Source organism: Parasediminibacterium paludis (genome assembly GCF_042651445.1).
In the GTDB taxonomy this organism is placed as follows: Bacteria; Bacteroidota; Bacteroidia; order Chitinophagales; family Chitinophagaceae; genus Parasediminibacterium; species Parasediminibacterium paludis.
Genome location: NZ_JBHSDC010000012.1, coordinates 401973 through 418652 on the forward strand (window position 1 = coordinate 401973; position 16680 = coordinate 418652).

19 protein-coding genes are annotated in these 16680 nt (G+C 35.7%); 3 read left to right on the forward strand and 16 right to left on the reverse strand.

The genetic code is table 11. The annotated features are described in order from the left end of the window. Positions 1 to 30: 30 nt before the first annotated feature. The 12 genes from ACFOW1_RS08470 to ACFOW1_RS08525 form a co-directional block, all read right to left on the reverse strand. Positions 31 to 1236, reverse strand: a complete 1206-nt coding sequence (locus ACFOW1_RS08470) for a lycopene cyclase family protein (protein ID WP_379013626.1) — start codon at positions 1234 to 1236, stop codon at positions 31 to 33. A 109-nt stretch (positions 1237 to 1345) separates the two neighbouring features. Continuing rightward, positions 1346 to 1822, reverse strand: coding sequence for a beta-carotene hydroxylase (locus tag ACFOW1_RS08475; protein WP_379013573.1), 477 nt, complete (start codon positions 1820 to 1822; stop codon positions 1346 to 1348). Next, positions 1822 to 2511 (reverse strand): carotenoid biosynthesis protein, encoded by a 690-nt coding sequence (locus tag ACFOW1_RS08480; protein ID WP_379013575.1) that lies wholly within the window; start codon positions 2509 to 2511, stop codon positions 1822 to 1824. Before ACFOW1_RS08480 ends, ACFOW1_RS08475 begins: the two co-directional genes overlap by 1 nt. A 53-nt stretch (positions 2512 to 2564) precedes the next feature. Continuing rightward, positions 2565 to 4064, reverse strand: coding sequence for a 1-hydroxycarotenoid 3,4-desaturase CrtD (crtD, locus tag ACFOW1_RS08485; RefSeq protein ID WP_379013576.1), 1500 nt, complete (start codon positions 4062 to 4064; stop codon positions 2565 to 2567). A 57-nt stretch (positions 4065 to 4121) separates the two neighbouring features. Beyond that, a complete protein-coding gene (idi, locus tag ACFOW1_RS08490) occupies positions 4122 to 4643 on the reverse strand; it encodes an isopentenyl-diphosphate Delta-isomerase (protein WP_379013578.1) in 522 nt (173 codons plus the stop codon). A gap of 86 nt (positions 4644 to 4729) precedes the next feature. Then, positions 4730 to 5572 carry a phytoene/squalene synthase family protein gene (locus ACFOW1_RS08495; RefSeq protein WP_379013580.1) on the reverse strand — a complete coding sequence of 281 codons (843 nt, stop codon included), beginning with the start codon at positions 5570 to 5572 and terminating at the stop codon, positions 4730 to 4732. A 102-nt stretch (positions 5573 to 5674) separates the two neighbouring features. Further along, a complete protein-coding gene (locus tag ACFOW1_RS08500) occupies positions 5675 to 7201 on the reverse strand; it encodes a phytoene desaturase family protein (RefSeq protein ID WP_379013581.1) in 1527 nt (508 codons plus the stop codon). A gap of 31 nt (positions 7202 to 7232) precedes the next feature. Continuing rightward, positions 7233 to 7733, reverse strand: a complete 501-nt coding sequence (locus ACFOW1_RS08505; RefSeq protein ID WP_379013582.1) for an RNA polymerase sigma factor — start codon at positions 7731 to 7733, stop codon at positions 7233 to 7235. A 152-nt stretch (positions 7734 to 7885) separates the two neighbouring features. Next, the gene (locus tag ACFOW1_RS08510; protein ID WP_379013583.1) at positions 7886 to 8905 is read right to left on the reverse strand and encodes a glycosyltransferase family 4 protein; all 1020 of its coding nucleotides are present in this window, start codon (positions 8903 to 8905) and stop codon (positions 7886 to 7888) included. A gap of 25 nt (positions 8906 to 8930) precedes the next feature. Then, positions 8931 to 9737 carry an FkbM family methyltransferase gene (locus ACFOW1_RS08515; RefSeq protein WP_379013584.1) on the reverse strand — a complete coding sequence of 269 codons (807 nt, stop codon included), beginning with the start codon at positions 9735 to 9737 and terminating at the stop codon, positions 8931 to 8933. A gap of 42 nt (positions 9738 to 9779) precedes the next feature. Continuing rightward, positions 9780 to 10682 carry a methylmalonyl Co-A mutase-associated GTPase MeaB gene (gene meaB, locus ACFOW1_RS08520; RefSeq protein ID WP_379013586.1) on the reverse strand — a complete coding sequence of 301 codons (903 nt, stop codon included), beginning with the start codon at positions 10680 to 10682 and terminating at the stop codon, positions 9780 to 9782. Positions 10683 to 11005: 323 nt separating this feature from the next. Then, the gene (locus ACFOW1_RS08525) at positions 11006 to 11923 is read right to left on the reverse strand and encodes a glycosyltransferase family 2 protein (RefSeq protein ID WP_379013587.1); all 918 of its coding nucleotides are present in this window, start codon (positions 11921 to 11923) and stop codon (positions 11006 to 11008) included. 54 nt (positions 11924 to 11977) lie between these two features. On the opposite strand from ACFOW1_RS08525, the gene ACFOW1_RS08530 reads away from it, so the two are divergent. After that, positions 11978 to 12613: an LON peptidase substrate-binding domain-containing protein gene (locus ACFOW1_RS08530; RefSeq protein ID WP_379013589.1), complete on the forward strand. Its 636-nt coding sequence runs from the start codon at positions 11978 to 11980 to the stop codon at positions 12611 to 12613. Positions 12614 to 12682: 69 nt separating this feature from the next. Here ACFOW1_RS08530 and ACFOW1_RS08535 read toward each other — a convergent pair whose 3' ends face one another. Continuing rightward, on the reverse strand, positions 12683 to 13111 hold the full coding sequence (locus ACFOW1_RS08535) for a Fur family transcriptional regulator (protein ID WP_379013590.1): 429 nt from the start codon (positions 13109 to 13111) through the stop codon (positions 12683 to 12685). Between the two features lie 6 nt (positions 13112 to 13117). Beyond that, positions 13118 to 13774 (reverse strand): SCO family protein, encoded by a 657-nt coding sequence (locus ACFOW1_RS08540; protein WP_379013591.1) that lies wholly within the window; start codon positions 13772 to 13774, stop codon positions 13118 to 13120. A gap of 111 nt (positions 13775 to 13885) precedes the next feature. On the opposite strand from ACFOW1_RS08540, the gene ACFOW1_RS08545 reads away from it, so the two are divergent. Both ACFOW1_RS08545 and ACFOW1_RS08550 read left to right on the forward strand, forming a co-directional pair. Then, the gene (locus ACFOW1_RS08545; RefSeq protein ID WP_379013592.1) at positions 13886 to 14278 is read left to right on the forward strand and encodes a MerC domain-containing protein; all 393 of its coding nucleotides are present in this window, start codon (positions 13886 to 13888) and stop codon (positions 14276 to 14278) included. 104 nt (positions 14279 to 14382) lie between these two features. Continuing rightward, the gene (locus ACFOW1_RS08550; protein WP_379013593.1) at positions 14383 to 14850 is read left to right on the forward strand and encodes a GNAT family N-acetyltransferase; all 468 of its coding nucleotides are present in this window, start codon (positions 14383 to 14385) and stop codon (positions 14848 to 14850) included. A gap of 10 nt (positions 14851 to 14860) precedes the next feature. On the opposite strand, the gene ACFOW1_RS08555 is transcribed toward ACFOW1_RS08550, so the two are convergent. Together ACFOW1_RS08555 and ACFOW1_RS08560 are read right to left on the reverse strand one after the other, a co-directional pair. Beyond that, complete coding sequence (locus ACFOW1_RS08555) at positions 14861 to 16078, reverse strand: FtsX-like permease family protein (RefSeq protein ID WP_379013595.1); 1218 nt, start codon at positions 16076 to 16078, stop codon at positions 14861 to 14863. An 83-nt stretch (positions 16079 to 16161) separates the two neighbouring features. Continuing rightward, on the reverse strand, positions 16162 to 16590 hold the full coding sequence (locus tag ACFOW1_RS08560; RefSeq protein ID WP_379013596.1) for a ribosome-binding factor A: 429 nt from the start codon (positions 16588 to 16590) through the stop codon (positions 16162 to 16164). Positions 16591 to 16680: the final 90 nt, after the last annotated feature.

A 16680-nucleotide genomic window follows, 5' to 3' on the forward strand; every position in this document is an offset into this window, starting at 1 on the left:
GATTTTGTAGTGATAATATTAACTAGACAATCAAATAAACAATTCCTGTAATGCAGCTTTTAGGAAAACTGTGATAGGTACGCTATTCATTATTTGTATGTCTTCAAGCAAATTGCTATTGTTATCTAAAAAACGGAAAATCGTATTTGGGCTATTTTTTTGAAATATATCCGCAAAAACAGCATCACCATTTAATTTTTTATGATGTAATACATTTAGCAAAACGCTATCGTAGAACTTAAACTTCTTATCTGAAAAAGTAGTTTTTGTAAATGGATGCTGGTTTTTCACTAAAGAGTGTACAATTTGTTCAGTTCTCTTTTGTATAAACTGAAACGCATAGCCACTGCTACCTTTTGCTTGCCCGCCAGCAATACCTATATTTACAATGCGACCATCGTAATTTGGAAAATCGATATTCGTCATTGGTATAATGCCAAATTCCTCATGTTCGATGGTATATTCCGTAATGCCTAGTTGCTTTTTGATATAGTTTTTAAGTGCATCGTCGTAGTCCGTTTCTGCCAATAATGCTTCGGTAAACAACGTATACTCAACCAAAGCTTCGGTGGTACTTGTTGGCAACACATACATAAAAGTAGTGCCATGTTGCTGACTAACAGTAAAATCCATAAACGTAGCCATGTTGGGGTTAAAAGCTGGCTGTTGCGTATTAATAACCCAACCTTTAAAGTGCTGCAACAAATAATATTTACCCTTAGGTAGTTCGGGTTGCTGAAAGATGATACTGTTAAATACAAAGTCAGCAGTAAAAGATACATAGTTCAGCTTTACTTCTACACTTTTATGGTGATTTACAATACTTTTTACAGTATCATATTTAAAAGTAACATTTGGAAATTGCTGCGCAAATTGGATAACATAGTTGTAAAATTCCAAGCCATGTATCATTTTATATGTATATGGGGCGATAGCGATTGTATTTGAAAATTGCTGCGACAGAAATTGTATATCATGCCAGCGGTGGTGAACGATAGCCTCAAAAAGCCCAGCGCTTGTTTCCCAAAAACACCAAGTTCTGTCGTTTTTGTTTTTAGGTGTTTGATCAATGATTAAAATTTGCTTGCTGCTAAGCGAAGGCTCTTGCAACAGACGCATTAACAAACTTAAACCTGCACAACCAGCACCAGTGATGATAAAATCATAATGCGATATTGCTGATTGTTGGTTAATGATTGCTAATTTTAGGAAACAAATGGTATGTTTATAATAGATGGGTGAGGATAAGACTTAGAATTACGATTCAGACATAATTTCGATATACCTAAGAAACTGCATAGTGTGCTAAAATAGGGGTATCAACAATGATTGCATAGAAATAATATTATACAATACTATTCTTCAACGCTTCATCGCGCTTTACTTTGTCCCAATATTTTTTAGCAACGATTAGCATTCCGAAACTTTCACCATCTTCTTTATTAATGTGTTTATGGTGCATTTTATGTGCCCAGCGAATGGCTTTAATGTAGCGACTATTGGTACGAGTAAATAGTTTAAAGCGCTGATGGATAATGATTTCATGAAACAAAAAGTATGCAAAACCATACAAAGCAATACCTGCGCCAATACTCACAGATACATAATTTTGGTGCATACTGCCAAGCATAATACACAACCAACTTGGTACCGCAAATATGAGAAAGAAAGCGTCGTTTTTCTCGAAAAAACCATGTGTTTTTTGGTGATGATCTTCATGCAAATACCACAAAAACCCATGCATCACATACTTATGTGTTAGCCAAGTGATTCCTTCCATTAAACAAAAAACAGCAAGTGTAATAATGATATATAACAACATTATAGAAAAATTTGTAAAGCAATAAAAAACAACGACTGTATGATAAACAAATGTACAGCGAAATGGTTGTTTTTATTGAAGTTCAGCTTACGGAAAAGAATGAGCAAAAATGCACTGATAAAAAACCAACAAATATAATTATAAAATGGCACATAAGGCGTGTGCCATTGCCAAAACTTTAACTCGATGGCCACTGGTTCCATTATAAAATCGAAAAAAGTAGCTAGTAATGCACCGTCGATTATAAAACTAGCGGCTTTAAAACCTGGCCGCATTTGTTGACCTTCGGGTAAATATCTAGCCTCGAGCCAAATATTTATTTTACGCATAATAATACCTGCTGAAAACACCACCACAAACCAATTGATACCTATTAAAAATGGCACACCCAATAGTTTACGCCCCATAACGTCGCCATAATGGTAATGACCAAAAAGCTTTCCTGTATGTACACCAATCATTTCAGAGAACATACCTACTACAAAAGCTATCAACATGAATAAGTAAAACCGCCTGCTTCTGTAATGCTGGGTATAGATTAATAACCCAAACATTAATACTAAATTGAGTGGGGTATTTTCTATGAACCAATGGGCGTAAGGCGTGAATAAAATGCCAATGAAGCCACTAACATGAAAGAGAATAGCTATGCCAATGGCAATCTTGTATCGGGTTAAATATTGTTTCAATGGGGTATTTTAAAGGAGCGAAAATAACAAGTAAAACCTTCTTGTAACAAGGTTTAATGTGCCTTTTTCTTCTTTTTCATATCGTCAACTACTATATCACTCATAATTTTAGCGCTTTGCAAGCAAAGCGGTATGCCCCCACCTGGATGTACACTGCCACCAACAAAATATAAGCCTTTAATAGCATTGGTAAAATTTGGGTGGCGCAAAAAAGCTGCAAATTTGCTATTGCTGCTTGTACCATACAATGAGCCCATATACGAAGCCGTTTTACTTTCAATAGTAATTGGGTCTAGTACTTCTTCTACTTCAATTAAAGAAGCGATGTCTTTACCAAGCGCCGCAGATAATTTAGCAATAATAATTTCCCTGTAACGCTGTGTAAATGATTGCCAATTTTGCCCCACATTAGCAGGAACATTGATCATTACAAACCAGTTTTCTTTGCCTTCTGGTGCCTGAAAGCCTGGTTCACATTTACTAGTGATATTAATGTAAATCGTAGGATCGTAATAAAGATTTTTTAATTTGAATAAACTGTCAAATTCCGCTTTATAATCTTTCGTGAAAAAGATATTATGCAGTTCTAATGCTGGAAAACTGGCATTAATACCCCAATAAAATATTAGCGCACTGCTACTGCGTTCTTGCTTTAAAATCTTATTCGCCTTGCGATAATCTTTCAATAAATGATTGTAGGTGAAATAAGCATCCATATTACTCACTACAATTTCTGCATAATGGTTATCGTTATTAGCAACAACACCTCTTACTTTATCTTCATGATGGATAATACTTGTGACTGGTGTATTAAAATGAAAAACCACATTTTTCTTTAGTGCCAGTTGATACAAAGCATTGGTAATACTTATCATGCCACCTTTTGGATAAAATGTGCCTTCGTTATGCTCAAGATGCGGTATTAAACTCAACATACCTGGGGCTAGGTAAGGGCTACTACCGTTGTAAGTGGCATACCTATTAAATAATTGTACAGTATGTGTTTTAGTAAACGCGGCTTCGTTTATATGATGCAAGGTTTTAAACAAGTATTTAGACTTTGCAGTAGCCAATGCCTTACGAATAGGTGCTTTAAACAAGGTTTTACGTTTGTGCAGCGAATGGTTTAAAAAAATACTACCAATATTATTATAGACTTTTTCAGACTGTTTTAAATAGCTGGTCAGTTTTTTTCCATCTTCCCCTAACTTATTTTCTAATTCATTGGCAAAAGCGTTGGTATTGGTATAAGCGTTTACAACTGTACCATCACTGTAAAAATATTTGCAAGAAACTGGTAAAGATTGGTAATTAAAGTAGTCAGCAATGGGCTCGCCAGCTAACGCAAATAAGGCTTCTATATTTTGTGGTTGAGTAAATAAACTAGGTCCAGCATCAAACTTAAATCCATTTGCTTCAAAATGAGATAATTTGCCACCCGGGTAACTATTTTTCTCGTACACTTCAACGGCAAACCCTTGCACAGCAAGCCTGATAGCACTTGCTAAACCTGCAACACCAGCACCAATTATAATGGCTTTTTTATGAGACATGTACTTAATCTATTTTTATTGATTGGGAGTAAAAATACTAAAGCAATGCCTAATTATTTAGCTTTTGTTTTCGGCAAGCCAACTCACCACTTTAGGAAAAGCAATATGAAACCACTCCGTAAAAAAATCAGGATTATTTTTTAAAGCTGCTTCTATCAATGGCAGTGCACGGTATGCATAGTTTTCTACCTCATCAAAATTTGGTTGCACCAAATCATCATAAGTACCAATAAAAACGTGGTCAAACTCATGTTCGGTAAGCCCATTTGTAAATTCTGCTTTGTAGGTAAAATCAAACGCTTTCACTAGTTCAGTATCAAAACCCATTTCTTCACGCAACCTTCGGTGTGCAGCGGCTTTTATATCTTCATGTGGTCTAGGATGACTGCAACAAGTGTTGGTCCAAAGACCACCGCTATGGTATTTGCGAAGTGCTCTTTGTTGTAGTAATAATTCGCCCTTTCTGTTAAAAATAAATACACTGAAAGCCCTATGTAACATAGCTTTTTCATGCGCTTCCATTTTTTCCATTAAGCCTATCTCTACATCAGATTCATTTACTAATACAACTGTTTCCATGGCTTAAAAATAATCCGAATCAATGATTCACGCAAACGAATGCGTTGCCTTTCATCAATCTTAAGCTAGCTTTAATCGGTATGTGTCTAAAGGATATTCAATTGACTTCTAATGCCAGCTTTAGCCAGTATAAAAGCTTTGCTATAATCAGGAATACGAATACGTTCTTCCATGATTTTCTGGGGCTTTAGTTGTTTAATTTTCTTAAACAACGAGAGGTAATATTTATATGCAACATATACACCGAATCTTGCCTGAATAGGCAATTGTAAGATGGCAGCATAAGCATCATCAAAATCTTTTTGTATATCTGCTTCTATTAATAATTTATCTTCTTTAGTAAAGTTTCTAAAATCACAGCCAGGAAAATATACTCTATCTAATGCTTCGAAATCAGCTTTCAAGTCTCTTAAAAAATTTACTTTTTGAAACGCTGCACCCAAACTTCTAGCGCCTGGTTTCAAGCGTTCATACTCCGTTTGATTGCCATTGCAAAATACATACAAGCACATTAAACCTACCACTTCTGCACTACCATAAATATATTCTTCATAGCCCGCCTTATCATATTTGCGTTTATCCAAATCCATTTCCATGCTATACAAAAATGCATCAATCAGCTTTTTATCAATATTGTAAGCGTTTACTGTCAATTGAAAACTATGTAAAATGGGATTTAAACTAATACCTCTTTCAATTGCTTCGTAAGTAGCTGCTTTAAATTCTGCAAGTAAATTAGCTTTATCATAACCATGGAAAGTGTCTACAATTTCATCAGCAAAGCGCACAAAACCATAAATATTAAAAATGGGTTGTCTTAAGTCTTTATGCAACAGCTTAATGGCAGAAGAAAAACTAGTACTATATTGTACAGTGGTATTTCTACTGCATTCTTGACTTACGCTATGAAAAAGTTGCATGTTGGTCATGGCCCTAGGTATGTTTATTTGTTTGTCAGCTTTCGTTATCTTTTCAACTGTTGTTGGGTTGCACACTCCGACGCCCTGCGCATTTCTCAACCTCTGCGTCCGTTACACACCAAACGCCTTCACCACTTCTTTTGCAACTACTTCACCACTTATTAAGCTTGGCGGTACACCTGGCCCTGGTACAGTTAATTGACCTGTATAAAATAGGTTTTTCACCTTTTTGCTTTTACAACTTGGCTTTAAAATAGCAGTCTGTAATAGGGTATTTGCCAATCCATAAGCATTGCCTTTAAACGCATTGTAATCTTTTATAAAATTACTCTGAGCGTACGACTTTTTGTAGATAACATATGGCTTAATAGATTGTTGCAATTTTTGTTCCATTCGCTCAACAACAATATCAAAATATTTATCTCTCAATGCCTCATCATCACCAGTTAAACCAGTGGCTACAGGTATTAATATAAACAAATTTTCACAACCGTTTGGTGCAGAACTTGGGTCTGTTACCGATACGGCACTTACGTAAAACAATGGATTGGTAGGCCATTGTTTGGTAGTATAAATCTCTGCACCATGCACATCAAATGAGGTATCAAAAAATAAAGTATGGTGCTGAATATTGTCTATCTTTTTACTTAAGCCAACGTAATATAATAAGCAACTTGGTGCCATTACTCTTTTGTTCCAGTATTCATCGCTATAACTTCTACAAGAACTAGACAACAATTTGGTTTCTACATGGTGATAATCAGCGCCAGCAATCACTACATCAGCAGAAAATAAGTTTTGAGTTTCAGTCAATGGTCGACTATCGACGATTGATGGTAGGCTTTCTACTGTGGTTTTCACACCAACAGCTACCCCATTCTCAACCACAATTTGTTCTACATTTTGGTTAAAATGAAAATCTACGCCCAATTCTTTGGCTAAAAGGTACATGCCTTGTACTATTTGGTACATCCCTTTTTCAGGATACCAAGTACCGCCTTTAATGTCTGCATAGTTCATCAAGCTGTACAATGCAGGCGTTTTTTCGGGCAAAGCCCCAAGAAATAATACAGGAAACTCTAATAATTCACGAAGTTGTGGATGTTTAAAGTGCTTTGCAACGTGCGCTTTTATCGAGTTAAACACATCTAGCTTAAATACGCCAGTCATTAAATCCCAATCTATAAATTCAGATAACTTTCTACCAGGCTTGTGTACCAATTTATTTATACCAACCTCGTATTTATATTCAGCTTCAGCTAAAAATTTATCTAACTGTTCACCACTATCAGGTTCAATACTATTAAACAGTGCTTTTAGTGTTTCATAATTGGCTGGCACATCCATTTTACCATCTTGCCAGTAAACACTATAGGAGGGATCTAATCTTTTAAGCTGGTAATAGTCAGCAACTTTTTTACCAAATTGAGCGAAGAATCTTTCAAAAACATCTGGCATCCAATACCAACTTGGCCCCATATCAAACGTAAAACCTTGCGCTTGGTATTGCCTAGCCCTACCGCCCGGAATACCGTGTTTTTCAAGTACTGTTACTTTATAACCTGCTTTTGCCATAAAACTGGCGGCAGACAGCCCCGCAAAACCCGCCCCTATTATTATTACCGACTTTTGTTGCATGAATGAGGAAAGTTAGGGGATTTTGTTGAGATTAATGACGATCTAACTGTGCTTTTAATAATTTGCGAGCAAAGTGGATACGACTTTTAATGGTTCCTAAAGGTTCACCAAGCATATCAGCTATTTCGTGATATTTAAATCCATCGAAATATAATAGAAATGGATTTTTAAAAATTTCTGGGAGACCATGTATAGCCGCTTGCACTTCTTTAATATTAATGGTTGCAACAGCATCGTTTGCCACGGCGCCTTGGTAATTACTGATCAAAAACTCATTAGGCGTAGTATCGAATATGGTATTTTGTTTTGCCTTTCTGCGATAATTATTAATAAAAATATTACGCATGATGGTATACAACCAAGCTTTAATATTTGTACCCGTATTGTACTTTTCTCTATTGGCCAAAGCACGATACAGGGTTTCTTGAAACAAGTCTTTCGCTTGTTCATTGTCACGTGTAAGTGTAATGGCAAAAGGCTTTAAAAATTCAGTGTTGTTGGTCAACATTTGGTTGAATTCTACTGCTGTCATAAGAACTTGTTTAAGTATTAAGAGTGTAAAGTTAAACACAATTAGTTGAAGCGAACAAATAAAATGTTTAAACTTTGATAATAAAAGGTGAAACAAAATAAATTGCCTGAGAATCACCCATTAACATACGTGAAAATGCTTGCTTAAGCTTGCTAAAGGGTACGATAAATGTTTAAATATTGTATAGCCGCTTGCTGCCAACTAAATTGACTAGCCCAATTTTTTATAGCTACTTGCGGATTTTGTTGGTGGTAATGCGCTAAACTGTTAAACAAAGTTTGCTGCATTGTTGTGGGCTCAAAATCAGGAAAATAATACGCATGTGGCCCTCCCACTTCTGGCAAAGAAGTATGCGTAGAAAGAATAGTAAGCTTTCCAAAATGCATCGCTTCTATTACGGGCAAGCCAAAACCCTCGGCTATGGAAGGAAACACAAACGCCTCACAATGTTGATAATACCAATATTTCTCTGCTTCGCTGATAGCACCTGTAAAAACTAATCTATCTGCTACACCCAATTGCTTGGCGTTATCTACTATTTGCTGCTTGTAAGCGTCACTTTGTGTAATACCACTAATTATTAACTGGTAGTTATTATTGACCAATAAAGCAGGTAATACATGAAAATTCTTTTTTTGGGCGATAGTACCAATAGTATACAAAAAAGGCTGAGCAGGCATACTTGCCGGTTTCTCAGCAATAATTTCGTCCGAAATATTGCAGCCATTGTAGATGACAGAAACAGACTTGTTGTCAATATTACAATGCTTAGAAATATCTGTTAATACAAAATTTGAAATCGCTATGATGTGTGAAGCACTATCAATTTTTTGCTGTAGTGCTTTTAAATACTTACGTTTTTTGAATAAAGGCTTATCATCATACATAAAATTAATGTCATGAATGGTAAGTATAGATTTAATCCTTTTAAACCGAGGATTATACATGGTACCTTGATAGGTTTTGCTCCAAATATCGAAATTGCAACTAAGTGGCATGATAAACTTATGAAAGCTATGTTGATGAATATACTTTACTTGGTTTCCAAAAATTCCGTGCGCATTTTTTTGAACATAAAAAAATAATTCTTCCTTACTAGGGTCAGCCAACTCTATTAATGCTTTTCCAAGTTGCAAACAAAAATGATACAATCCTGTGTTTGGATATTTCATTCTTTCGCAATCAATAATAATTTTTTTAGGGCTGTTGGTCATCTAGGGTTGCTTGTAAGGCGTAACAGAAATCATTTATTGGTGTAAAGTACGTACGATAACCCAGTTTTAAAAGAAAAGAATTGAAATAAGTAATGTTATTTTTATCATCATTTACGTCATGCACTTCAATTTCCATATGCCTAATTCTGCGTATATAATCGGAGCTAGTATTGTACATGATATCATATTCACTACCCTCGCAATCCATTTTTAATAAATCGATGGTAGGTTGATTGATGTCATCAATTATTTCTTGTAGTGTCACTGAAGGAATATGAATTTTTTTTGTATTACTCTTATTAAAGCCATCAAAAATTGAGGCCACTACTTGATTATCATCTGTGTCCTCCATAAATAAATCTAACCCATCCATTGGCAATCCAGTAACGGCCTTTTGAAAAATAATAACATTTTCTTCTAAGTGATTATCTGTAACAATTTTACGAAATCTATTGACGTTGGTACTAATGGGCTCATAGGCATATATCTTGGCCTCTTTATTTTTAGAGAGTATCAGTACATCAAAAAAACCCGCATTGGCGCCAATGTCAATAATAACAGGCTTAGCGGGAATTGTTGTTATTAGTTTTTTTATGGTATACACATCGACCATAAAAATTTCTTTAAATACCTGATAGAGGCTTCTTGGCACTTCAAATTGAATGGCATTTGGCTTTGTTGTAAATACCAACGAACGTTTACGTCTAACTATTTTATCGATGAGATATTCATTATAGTTTTTTATATTAGAGATAAGAAATGAATATCTAGCAAGTCCTTTTTCTGGCATACAATAGTTTTTATTAATAATTCTGTTAGGTGCAAATATAAATTAGCCGAGGTTATGTATAAATGTATATAAATTGAAGTTATCAGCTTGATGTGCCGCAATAATAGCATTTTTTAATTGCTGCTTATTAATGTTTTTCATGCGCTGCTGCTGAATAAGTTGATAAGCTCTCTCAGCCAATAGCCAGTATTTTTTGTCTGACACGGTTAATTGTTGCAGATGCTGTTGTATACAATTTACCAACTCGCTTATCCCTTGTTTTTGCGAAGCAATGGTTTTTACTATGGGTGCTTGCCAGCTTGCATTATGATATGTAGGGGCTAATAGCTGTCGCAGATTATGTACAAAACTATCTGCATCGGGCCGGTCGCTTTTATTTACTACAAATATGTCGGCTATTTCCATCAAGCCAGCTTTCATGGTTTGCACTTCATCACCACTTTCTGGCACCACCACTACCACAGTCGTATCGGCAAGGCCAGCAATTTCAATTTCACTTTGCCCCACACCTACAGTTTCAACAATAATATAGTCAAAACCCGCTGCTTGCATCACACTCATAATCTCAATAATGTGTGGGTGCAACCCACCCAACGAGCCACGTGTAGCCAACGAGCGAATAAATACATAGGGATGATTGTACCAATTACTCATGCGTATTCTATCGCCAAGCAAAGCACCTAGGTTAAAGGGCGAAGAAGGATCTACACATAAAACCCCAACACGTTTGTTATTGGCCACTAAAGCATCAATCAAAGCATCGGTTAAGGTACTTTTACCTGCACCCGGCGCACCTGTAAGACCAATAATTGCCGTACTTTTTGTACTCGGTAGCTGCGCTAAAAAATCATGGTAACCTGTTACTTCATTTTCTACTAACGAAATACAACGTGCCAATGCTTTAAAATGGTGTTGTCGTAATTGTAGTAGTAATTGAGGCCACATGGTAAAAGCGTGAATGGTGTGTTATAAATGTATTTGTAGACTTTAATAATTGGCTATATATTTATACTCGTCACTATGTATTCGTTACATATTGGTTAGATATTTTTGCAAATCACTATGTATTTATTACAAATTAGTCAGATATTTTTACTTATCGCTATGTATTTCATAGAAATTGTACCGTAACTGTTACTAATCCCTTCGTAACTATTGCAAATTGACCAGATATTTTTACAAATTACTATGTATTTGTTAAAAATTGCTTGTTATTTAATCAAAACCATTTTGCAGATCGTCGCAATTGCTTTGTAGTTCCTATTTAGCTATCGTATCACTTTGTAATTCCTAAAGTCAAATGGCCGAATACCTGTTAGTTTTTCAAAGTAATACAAGAATTTATCTTTAAACGAAAATTGCTTTTTAGTTATGTCCAATTCTACCTGCCAATTTTTTTGAGCCAATCTATTTGCCATTACAGATGGATGTGTGCCAGTAAATTTCTCTAACGAATCGTACTCGTTAAAATCGTAATAGTCTGGCCGTGCATGATTTTTCTTTAGCGATTCATCGTCGTGCCAAAAGCGGCTGACATCTTTTTGTTTTTTCATCATTTGTTCGGGGCTTTTTACCCAGCCATAATGATAGATATAAGCGTCGATGGCCTTTACTTTAATTTTGGTATCGCCTATTCTAAAACCTTGGGCATCTTTATACGATTGTATCTTTTTATCGTTACGAATAATCCGCACTTCGTGGCTGTACCATGTTCTGCTATCGCCTACATAATCGTAAGTACCATAAAAGTGTAAATACTTAAATAGCAAGCCTTCTACACGCTGATCATCCTTATACAACTGGCAAGCATCAAGTATCGTTTGATGGTATTTTTCATGTACCGCTTCATCGCCTTGAATGTAAAAAGCCCATGTACTTTCTGGGTCTATCAAGTCGAAAGCTTTGTTGGTTTCTACTGCTAAAACAGTACCACCGCTCCGCAAATTTTTGTCCCAAACAGAGTGGAAGATTTTTATTTTACCACTATCTATCGATTGAATCAATGCTTCTGTAGCATCGTTACAATCGCCTATTAACACCACCATTTCATCAACCACGGGCAATATAGAAGTGATGGCTTCCACGATAGGATAATCGTTTTGCACTGCGTTTTTTATAATGGTAAATCCAGAAATTTTCATCCAAAATTGTATTACTTGGGCGTAAAGAACCGAAAACTTTTCCATAGCCAAACGGAATGCTTTTTGAAACGCTGAAATCATTAATTTGCCCCATTATCTATGACCAATTTTATCCCCATATTTCCATTAGGTATTGTTGTGTACCCAGGCGAACAATTGAACCTACATATTTTTGAACCTCGTTACAGGCAATTGATTACCGATTGCTTTGCCGAAGCCAAACCATTTGGTATACCTACCGTGCTAGACAATGGCATTAACGAACTAGGTACGCTTTTAGAAATTACAGAAATCGTGGAAGTGCATGCAGATGGCAAAATGGACATTCGTACCAAAGGCACACGCATTTTTAAAATATTAGAAACCATCAAAAGCCTGCCCGATAAGCTTTACAGCGGCGCTATCGTTACTTACCCTGTAAATGACGAACGATTAAAAAGTGTTATGATGACGAACATCATCGCAGATATTAGGCAATTGCACAAATTGCTTAACGTGAGTAAAGATTTTAAAAAGCCAGACGATATCTTAACGAGTTATGACGTAGCGCACCATGCAGGGCTTACTGTAAAAGAGGAATATGAATTGTTGGGTTTATGGCGAGAGGACCAACGTTTAGAATACTTAAAGCGACATTTAGCGAAAGTATTGCCTATGGTTGCGGGTATGGAAAACTTAAAGGACAAAATAAAACTCAACGGGCATTTTAGAGAATTGAAGGGCTTTAACTTATAGTGCAAGTTCCCATTGCTATTGGGATTAGAGAAATTATACGAATAATTTATCAGTATTCTTAACTCGCCTTTATGGCTTGGAGGCACAACAATTTTTACAAACGCCACTTACGACAACATCCGTTTGTTTTTGGGTAAAGCCTTCTGGCAAGTTTACTGAAGGTATGGTTACGTGGTCTAAACAATAAGTGATATCACAATTGTCACAAATAAAGTGTACATGATTGTCGTGATGATGACCCTCAGTGCAATCATCTTTACACAAAGCATACAATACACTATTATCAGCCGTGGGTATAGTATGAATAATGCCTTTATCTACAAAGGTTTGCAAGGTTCTATAAATGGTAACTCTATCAAATTGTGCAGACGATTTCTTCTCAATATCGGCATGCGCCAAAGCACCTTTACTCAACTTGAACAGCGCTAAAATGCTTTTTCTACTGTCTGTAATGCTCAAATTATTGGCCTTTAAAATATCTGCAACCGTAGTAGCCATTGTTAATTATGGATTGTTGTTAAAAATACCATTTACAAAATTACCTTTTCCTGCTTTTTCTTTCAATAAGGCGGTAATATCTTCTTTCAATCGCTCTATTTCGTTAGGTTTTAAGCCATCATATACCTGTCCACGCACCTGACCATTTTTATCTACCAATGCAAAAAATTGTGTATGAATAAATTGATCTTGAATTCTATCAAGCGAGTTTTTAGGATCATCTAACAAATAACTACTGCGTGCTTGCAAGTATAGACTATCTTTTCTACCAGTTAAAAACGTCCATTTTTTAGTGTCAACTTTTAAACTATCCGCATACCATTTCATGCGTGGCACGCTATCTGTTTCGGGGTCGCAGGTGTGCGATACAATTAAAAAATCGGGTTCATTTTTAAACTGCTCGTAAATACCTTTCATATTGTTGTTCATCTTTGGGCAAATACCTTTGCAAGACGTAAAAAAGTAGTTTACAACGGTTACTTTACCAAGCATATCACGCTCAGTAAAATCTAAGTTATCTTGATTTTTAAAACTAAATGGCTTTACATAGCTAATAATATTCAACTTTGTTTTCCATGCATCGGTGCCATTGAAGAGAAAAAACCAAAAACCGACTACCAACACGACAAAGAAACCGAGATAAATCAATGCCTTTTTACTCATTGTTATTTTTTTACGTTGCAAACTTACTAATGTGCTGTGGCAATTGCCTTAGCATTTTTAAATAGCAACAAATAATTTGCAACTTTGTTGCACTTTATTACTTTTGCACTAATGAATCTAAAAATTAATTGGGACGCTTTTGGTATTTCTGCATCCATTGCTTGTGCTATTCATTGTGCGTTGCTGCCGCTAGTATTTACGAGTTTGCCACTATTTGGCGTAGATATTATAGAAAACATCGCTTTTGAATACGGCATGATTATCCTTGCCCTAATAGTGGGTATTTATGCACTTTATCATGGCTACAAAAAACACCACCACAATATTTTACCCATCGCATTGTTCATTTTTGGTATTGGTTGCTTATTTGCTAAGCAAGCGTGGCACGAATGGCAGTATTATTTTCTAGTGCCAGCGTTACTTTTGGTGGTATTGGCGCATTACATAAATTACCGTTTTTGCAGAGTTCATGATCACGCCCACAAAGAAGATTGTGACCATTAGAGATTTCACACGAAGGGCGCTTTGAAGACAACGATGAAAAAAATGTGGTTTAAATTTTCAAAAAATTACTTCGTATCCTTTGTTTCTTTGTGCGAAATTTTAACATGTTATCTATAAAAGCCATTACAGGACAAGGCCCTGAATTAACTACCGCAATACAATTGTTTAAAGACTATGCTTTAGAGCTAAATGCTGACTTATGTTTTCAAAGTTTTGATGCCGAACTAGCAGACCCATTAAAAAAATATGGCACACCAAAAGGCGCATTATTCATTGCTTATTATAACAATGAGATTGCTGGCTGCATTGCCTTACAACCCTTACCAGATGGCAGTTGCGAAATGAAACGCCTTTACGTAAAACCAGAATTTCGTAAGCATAAAATTGGTGATGCTTTGGTGCAGCGATTGTTAGCTACCGCTAAAATATTGGGCTACCAAACCATGAAACTAGATACTTTAGAACGCCTGCAAGCGGCTATCAATTTGTATAAAAAACATGGGTTTGTAATTACGAACGCTTATTATCAAAACCCATTACCAGAAGTTGTGTACATGGAAAAAGAGTTGTAATAGTTATAAACTAACTTCTCAAAGAAACACCTTGCTCACTTGCTTTACGCGCAGGCAAATAAGCCGCCAACACAGCAATAACAAATACCGTAGCAATAACTATAATATAGTCTGTAACCAGCAACTGTACAGGATAATAATCAATTAAAAAACTACCACCTTGCAATGGTACTAGATGAAATTGTATTTGTAACAAGCAAATAAGTGTCGCTAAAACTACACCAATGGCAGTACCTATAATGGCTAATAAAACGCCTTCACTTAAAAAAATGTTCCGTACCACGCTATCAAATGCGCCCATTGCCTTTAATACAGCAATATCTTTTTGCTTTTCTAAAACCAACATGGTTAAAGCACCAATAATATTAAAAGCTGCGATGGCTAATATTAAACAAGTGACGCCATAAATTACCCATTTTTCTACCTGCATGGCACTGTACAAACTTTGGTTTTGCTGATAGCGAGAAGCCACTACAAAATCTTTACCTAGCAAAGCTTTTAGCTTGTCTATTACTTTATCTGTATTAACTTTTGGTGCCAATTTTATTTCTACTTCGCTGTAGTCGTTTGCACCCATGTACAGCATATATTTTAAAAAATCTAAGTTGGTAAATACATATTTATCGTCAAATTCTTGTTGTACCGCATAGCTACCTACTGCATACAAACTATAAGAATTAAAGCCTTCTTCAGCATTAAATTTTGCCGCTTGCTTGTTGGGTAAGTTGAGTACCAAAGGTGTTAAACTGCTCTCAACATTTGCATTAATCGCGTAAGCAACACCTGCACCTAATACCAAGCGTGGTGAAGCCGTAGTACCAGTATTAAATTTACCATTAATAATATGATGACTAATATTATTAACCAATCTATTGGCTTCATCAACACCTTTTACCACCACAATACTTTGGTTATCGCCATTCATTAGTAATGCCTTTTCTTGCACCACTAAACTTGTAGCTGCAACGCCTTCTATGGCTTTGATATTGGCGATTTGTGTTGGTGAAAGATGGATTATTTTACCACTAGCTGCACTGATATTAACATCCGCATAAAAATCGGTATAAAGTCCTTTTACCAATTCTTCAAAGCCATTAAACACACTAAACACTACAATTAGCGAAGCTGTAACCACAGCTATAGCAGTAACACTAATCCATGCAATAATATTGATGGCATTCGTTGTTTTTTTAGACTTAAAATATCGCCATGCAAATAGAAGATTCAACAGATTTTGAATTTTTGATTGGTGATGTGAGATGTGTGATGTATGCTGCTAACTTTATCAATTTAATGTATACTGATCACTGACTATTGACTATTTTCTTCTCTTGCTTTCTTTTCTTCTTCAATTTTCTTAAATAATGCTTCCATTTTAAATACATGTTCCAATGTATCATCAAGAAAATAATGAATCACAGGCATGCGTCGTACTTGGCTTTTAATTTTCTCGCCTAATAATTTTTTTATTTCCCAAGCCCTGTCTTCTACGTGCTTCATGGCAAGTGTTGGGTTTTCAACTTGAAACAAACTCAAGTAAATTCTAGCCTCTAATAGATCTGGAGTAACTTTTACATCGGCTATAGAAACCATACCACCTTCAAACATATTTAGACCCAATTTCATGAATATATCGTTCAACTCTGCTTGAAATACTGATGCAACTTGCTTTTGACGCTTTCCTTCCTTCATTTCTTTAACTGTTTTATTGGCTGCAAAATTAGTTACTTTGCCCCTCATATTTTATTAAGCTCGAAAATGAAAAGTTTTAGTCGCATTCTCTTCTACCTACGATCACAAACAAGCAATATTGTATTATACTTTCTATTC

Coding starts and splice junctions, on each gene's coding strand:
- ACFOW1_RS08475 (WP_379013573.1), bottom strand. CDS start 1,822: ATGTTGTTATATATCATTATTACACTTGCTGTTTTTTGTTTAATGGAA.
- crtD (WP_379013576.1), bottom strand. CDS start 4,064: ATGTCTCATAAAAAAGCCATTATAATTGGTGCTGGTGTTGCAGGTTTA.
- idi (WP_379013578.1), bottom strand. CDS start 4,643: ATGGAAACAGTTGTATTAGTAAATGAATCTGATGTAGAGATAGGCTTA.
- ACFOW1_RS08495 (WP_379013580.1), bottom strand. CDS start 5,572: ATGACCAACATGCAACTTTTTCATAGCGTAAGTCAAGAATGCAGTAGA.
- ACFOW1_RS08500 (WP_379013581.1), bottom strand. CDS start 7,201: ATGCAACAAAAGTCGGTAATAATAATAGGGGCGGGTTTTGCGGGGCTG.
- ACFOW1_RS08505 (WP_379013582.1), bottom strand. CDS start 7,733: ATGACAGCAGTAGAATTCAACCAAATGTTGACCAACAACACTGAATTT.
- ACFOW1_RS08510 (WP_379013583.1), bottom strand. CDS start 8,905: ATGAAATATCCAAACACAGGATTGTATCATTTTTGTTTGCAACTTGGA.
- ACFOW1_RS08515 (WP_379013584.1), bottom strand. CDS start 9,737: ATGCCAGAAAAAGGACTTGCTAGATATTCATTTCTTATCTCTAATATA.
- meaB (WP_379013586.1), bottom strand. CDS start 10,682: ATGTGGCCTCAATTACTACTACAATTACGACAACACCATTTTAAAGCA.
- ACFOW1_RS08525 (WP_379013587.1), bottom strand. CDS start 11,923: ATGGAAAAGTTTTCGGTTCTTTACGCCCAAGTAATACAATTTTGGATG.
- ACFOW1_RS08530 (WP_379013589.1), top strand. CDS start 11,978: ATGACCAATTTTATCCCCATATTTCCATTAGGTATTGTTGTGTACCCA.
- ACFOW1_RS08535 (WP_379013590.1), bottom strand. CDS start 13,111: ATGGCTACTACGGTTGCAGATATTTTAAAGGCCAATAATTTGAGCATT.
- ACFOW1_RS08540 (WP_379013591.1), bottom strand. CDS start 13,774: ATGAGTAAAAAGGCATTGATTTATCTCGGTTTCTTTGTCGTGTTGGTA.
- ACFOW1_RS08545 (WP_379013592.1), top strand. CDS start 13,886: ATGAATCTAAAAATTAATTGGGACGCTTTTGGTATTTCTGCATCCATT.
- ACFOW1_RS08550 (WP_379013593.1), top strand. CDS start 14,383: ATGTTATCTATAAAAGCCATTACAGGACAAGGCCCTGAATTAACTACC.
- ACFOW1_RS08560 (WP_379013596.1), bottom strand. CDS start 16,590: ATGAGGGGCAAAGTAACTAATTTTGCAGCCAATAAAACAGTTAAAGAA.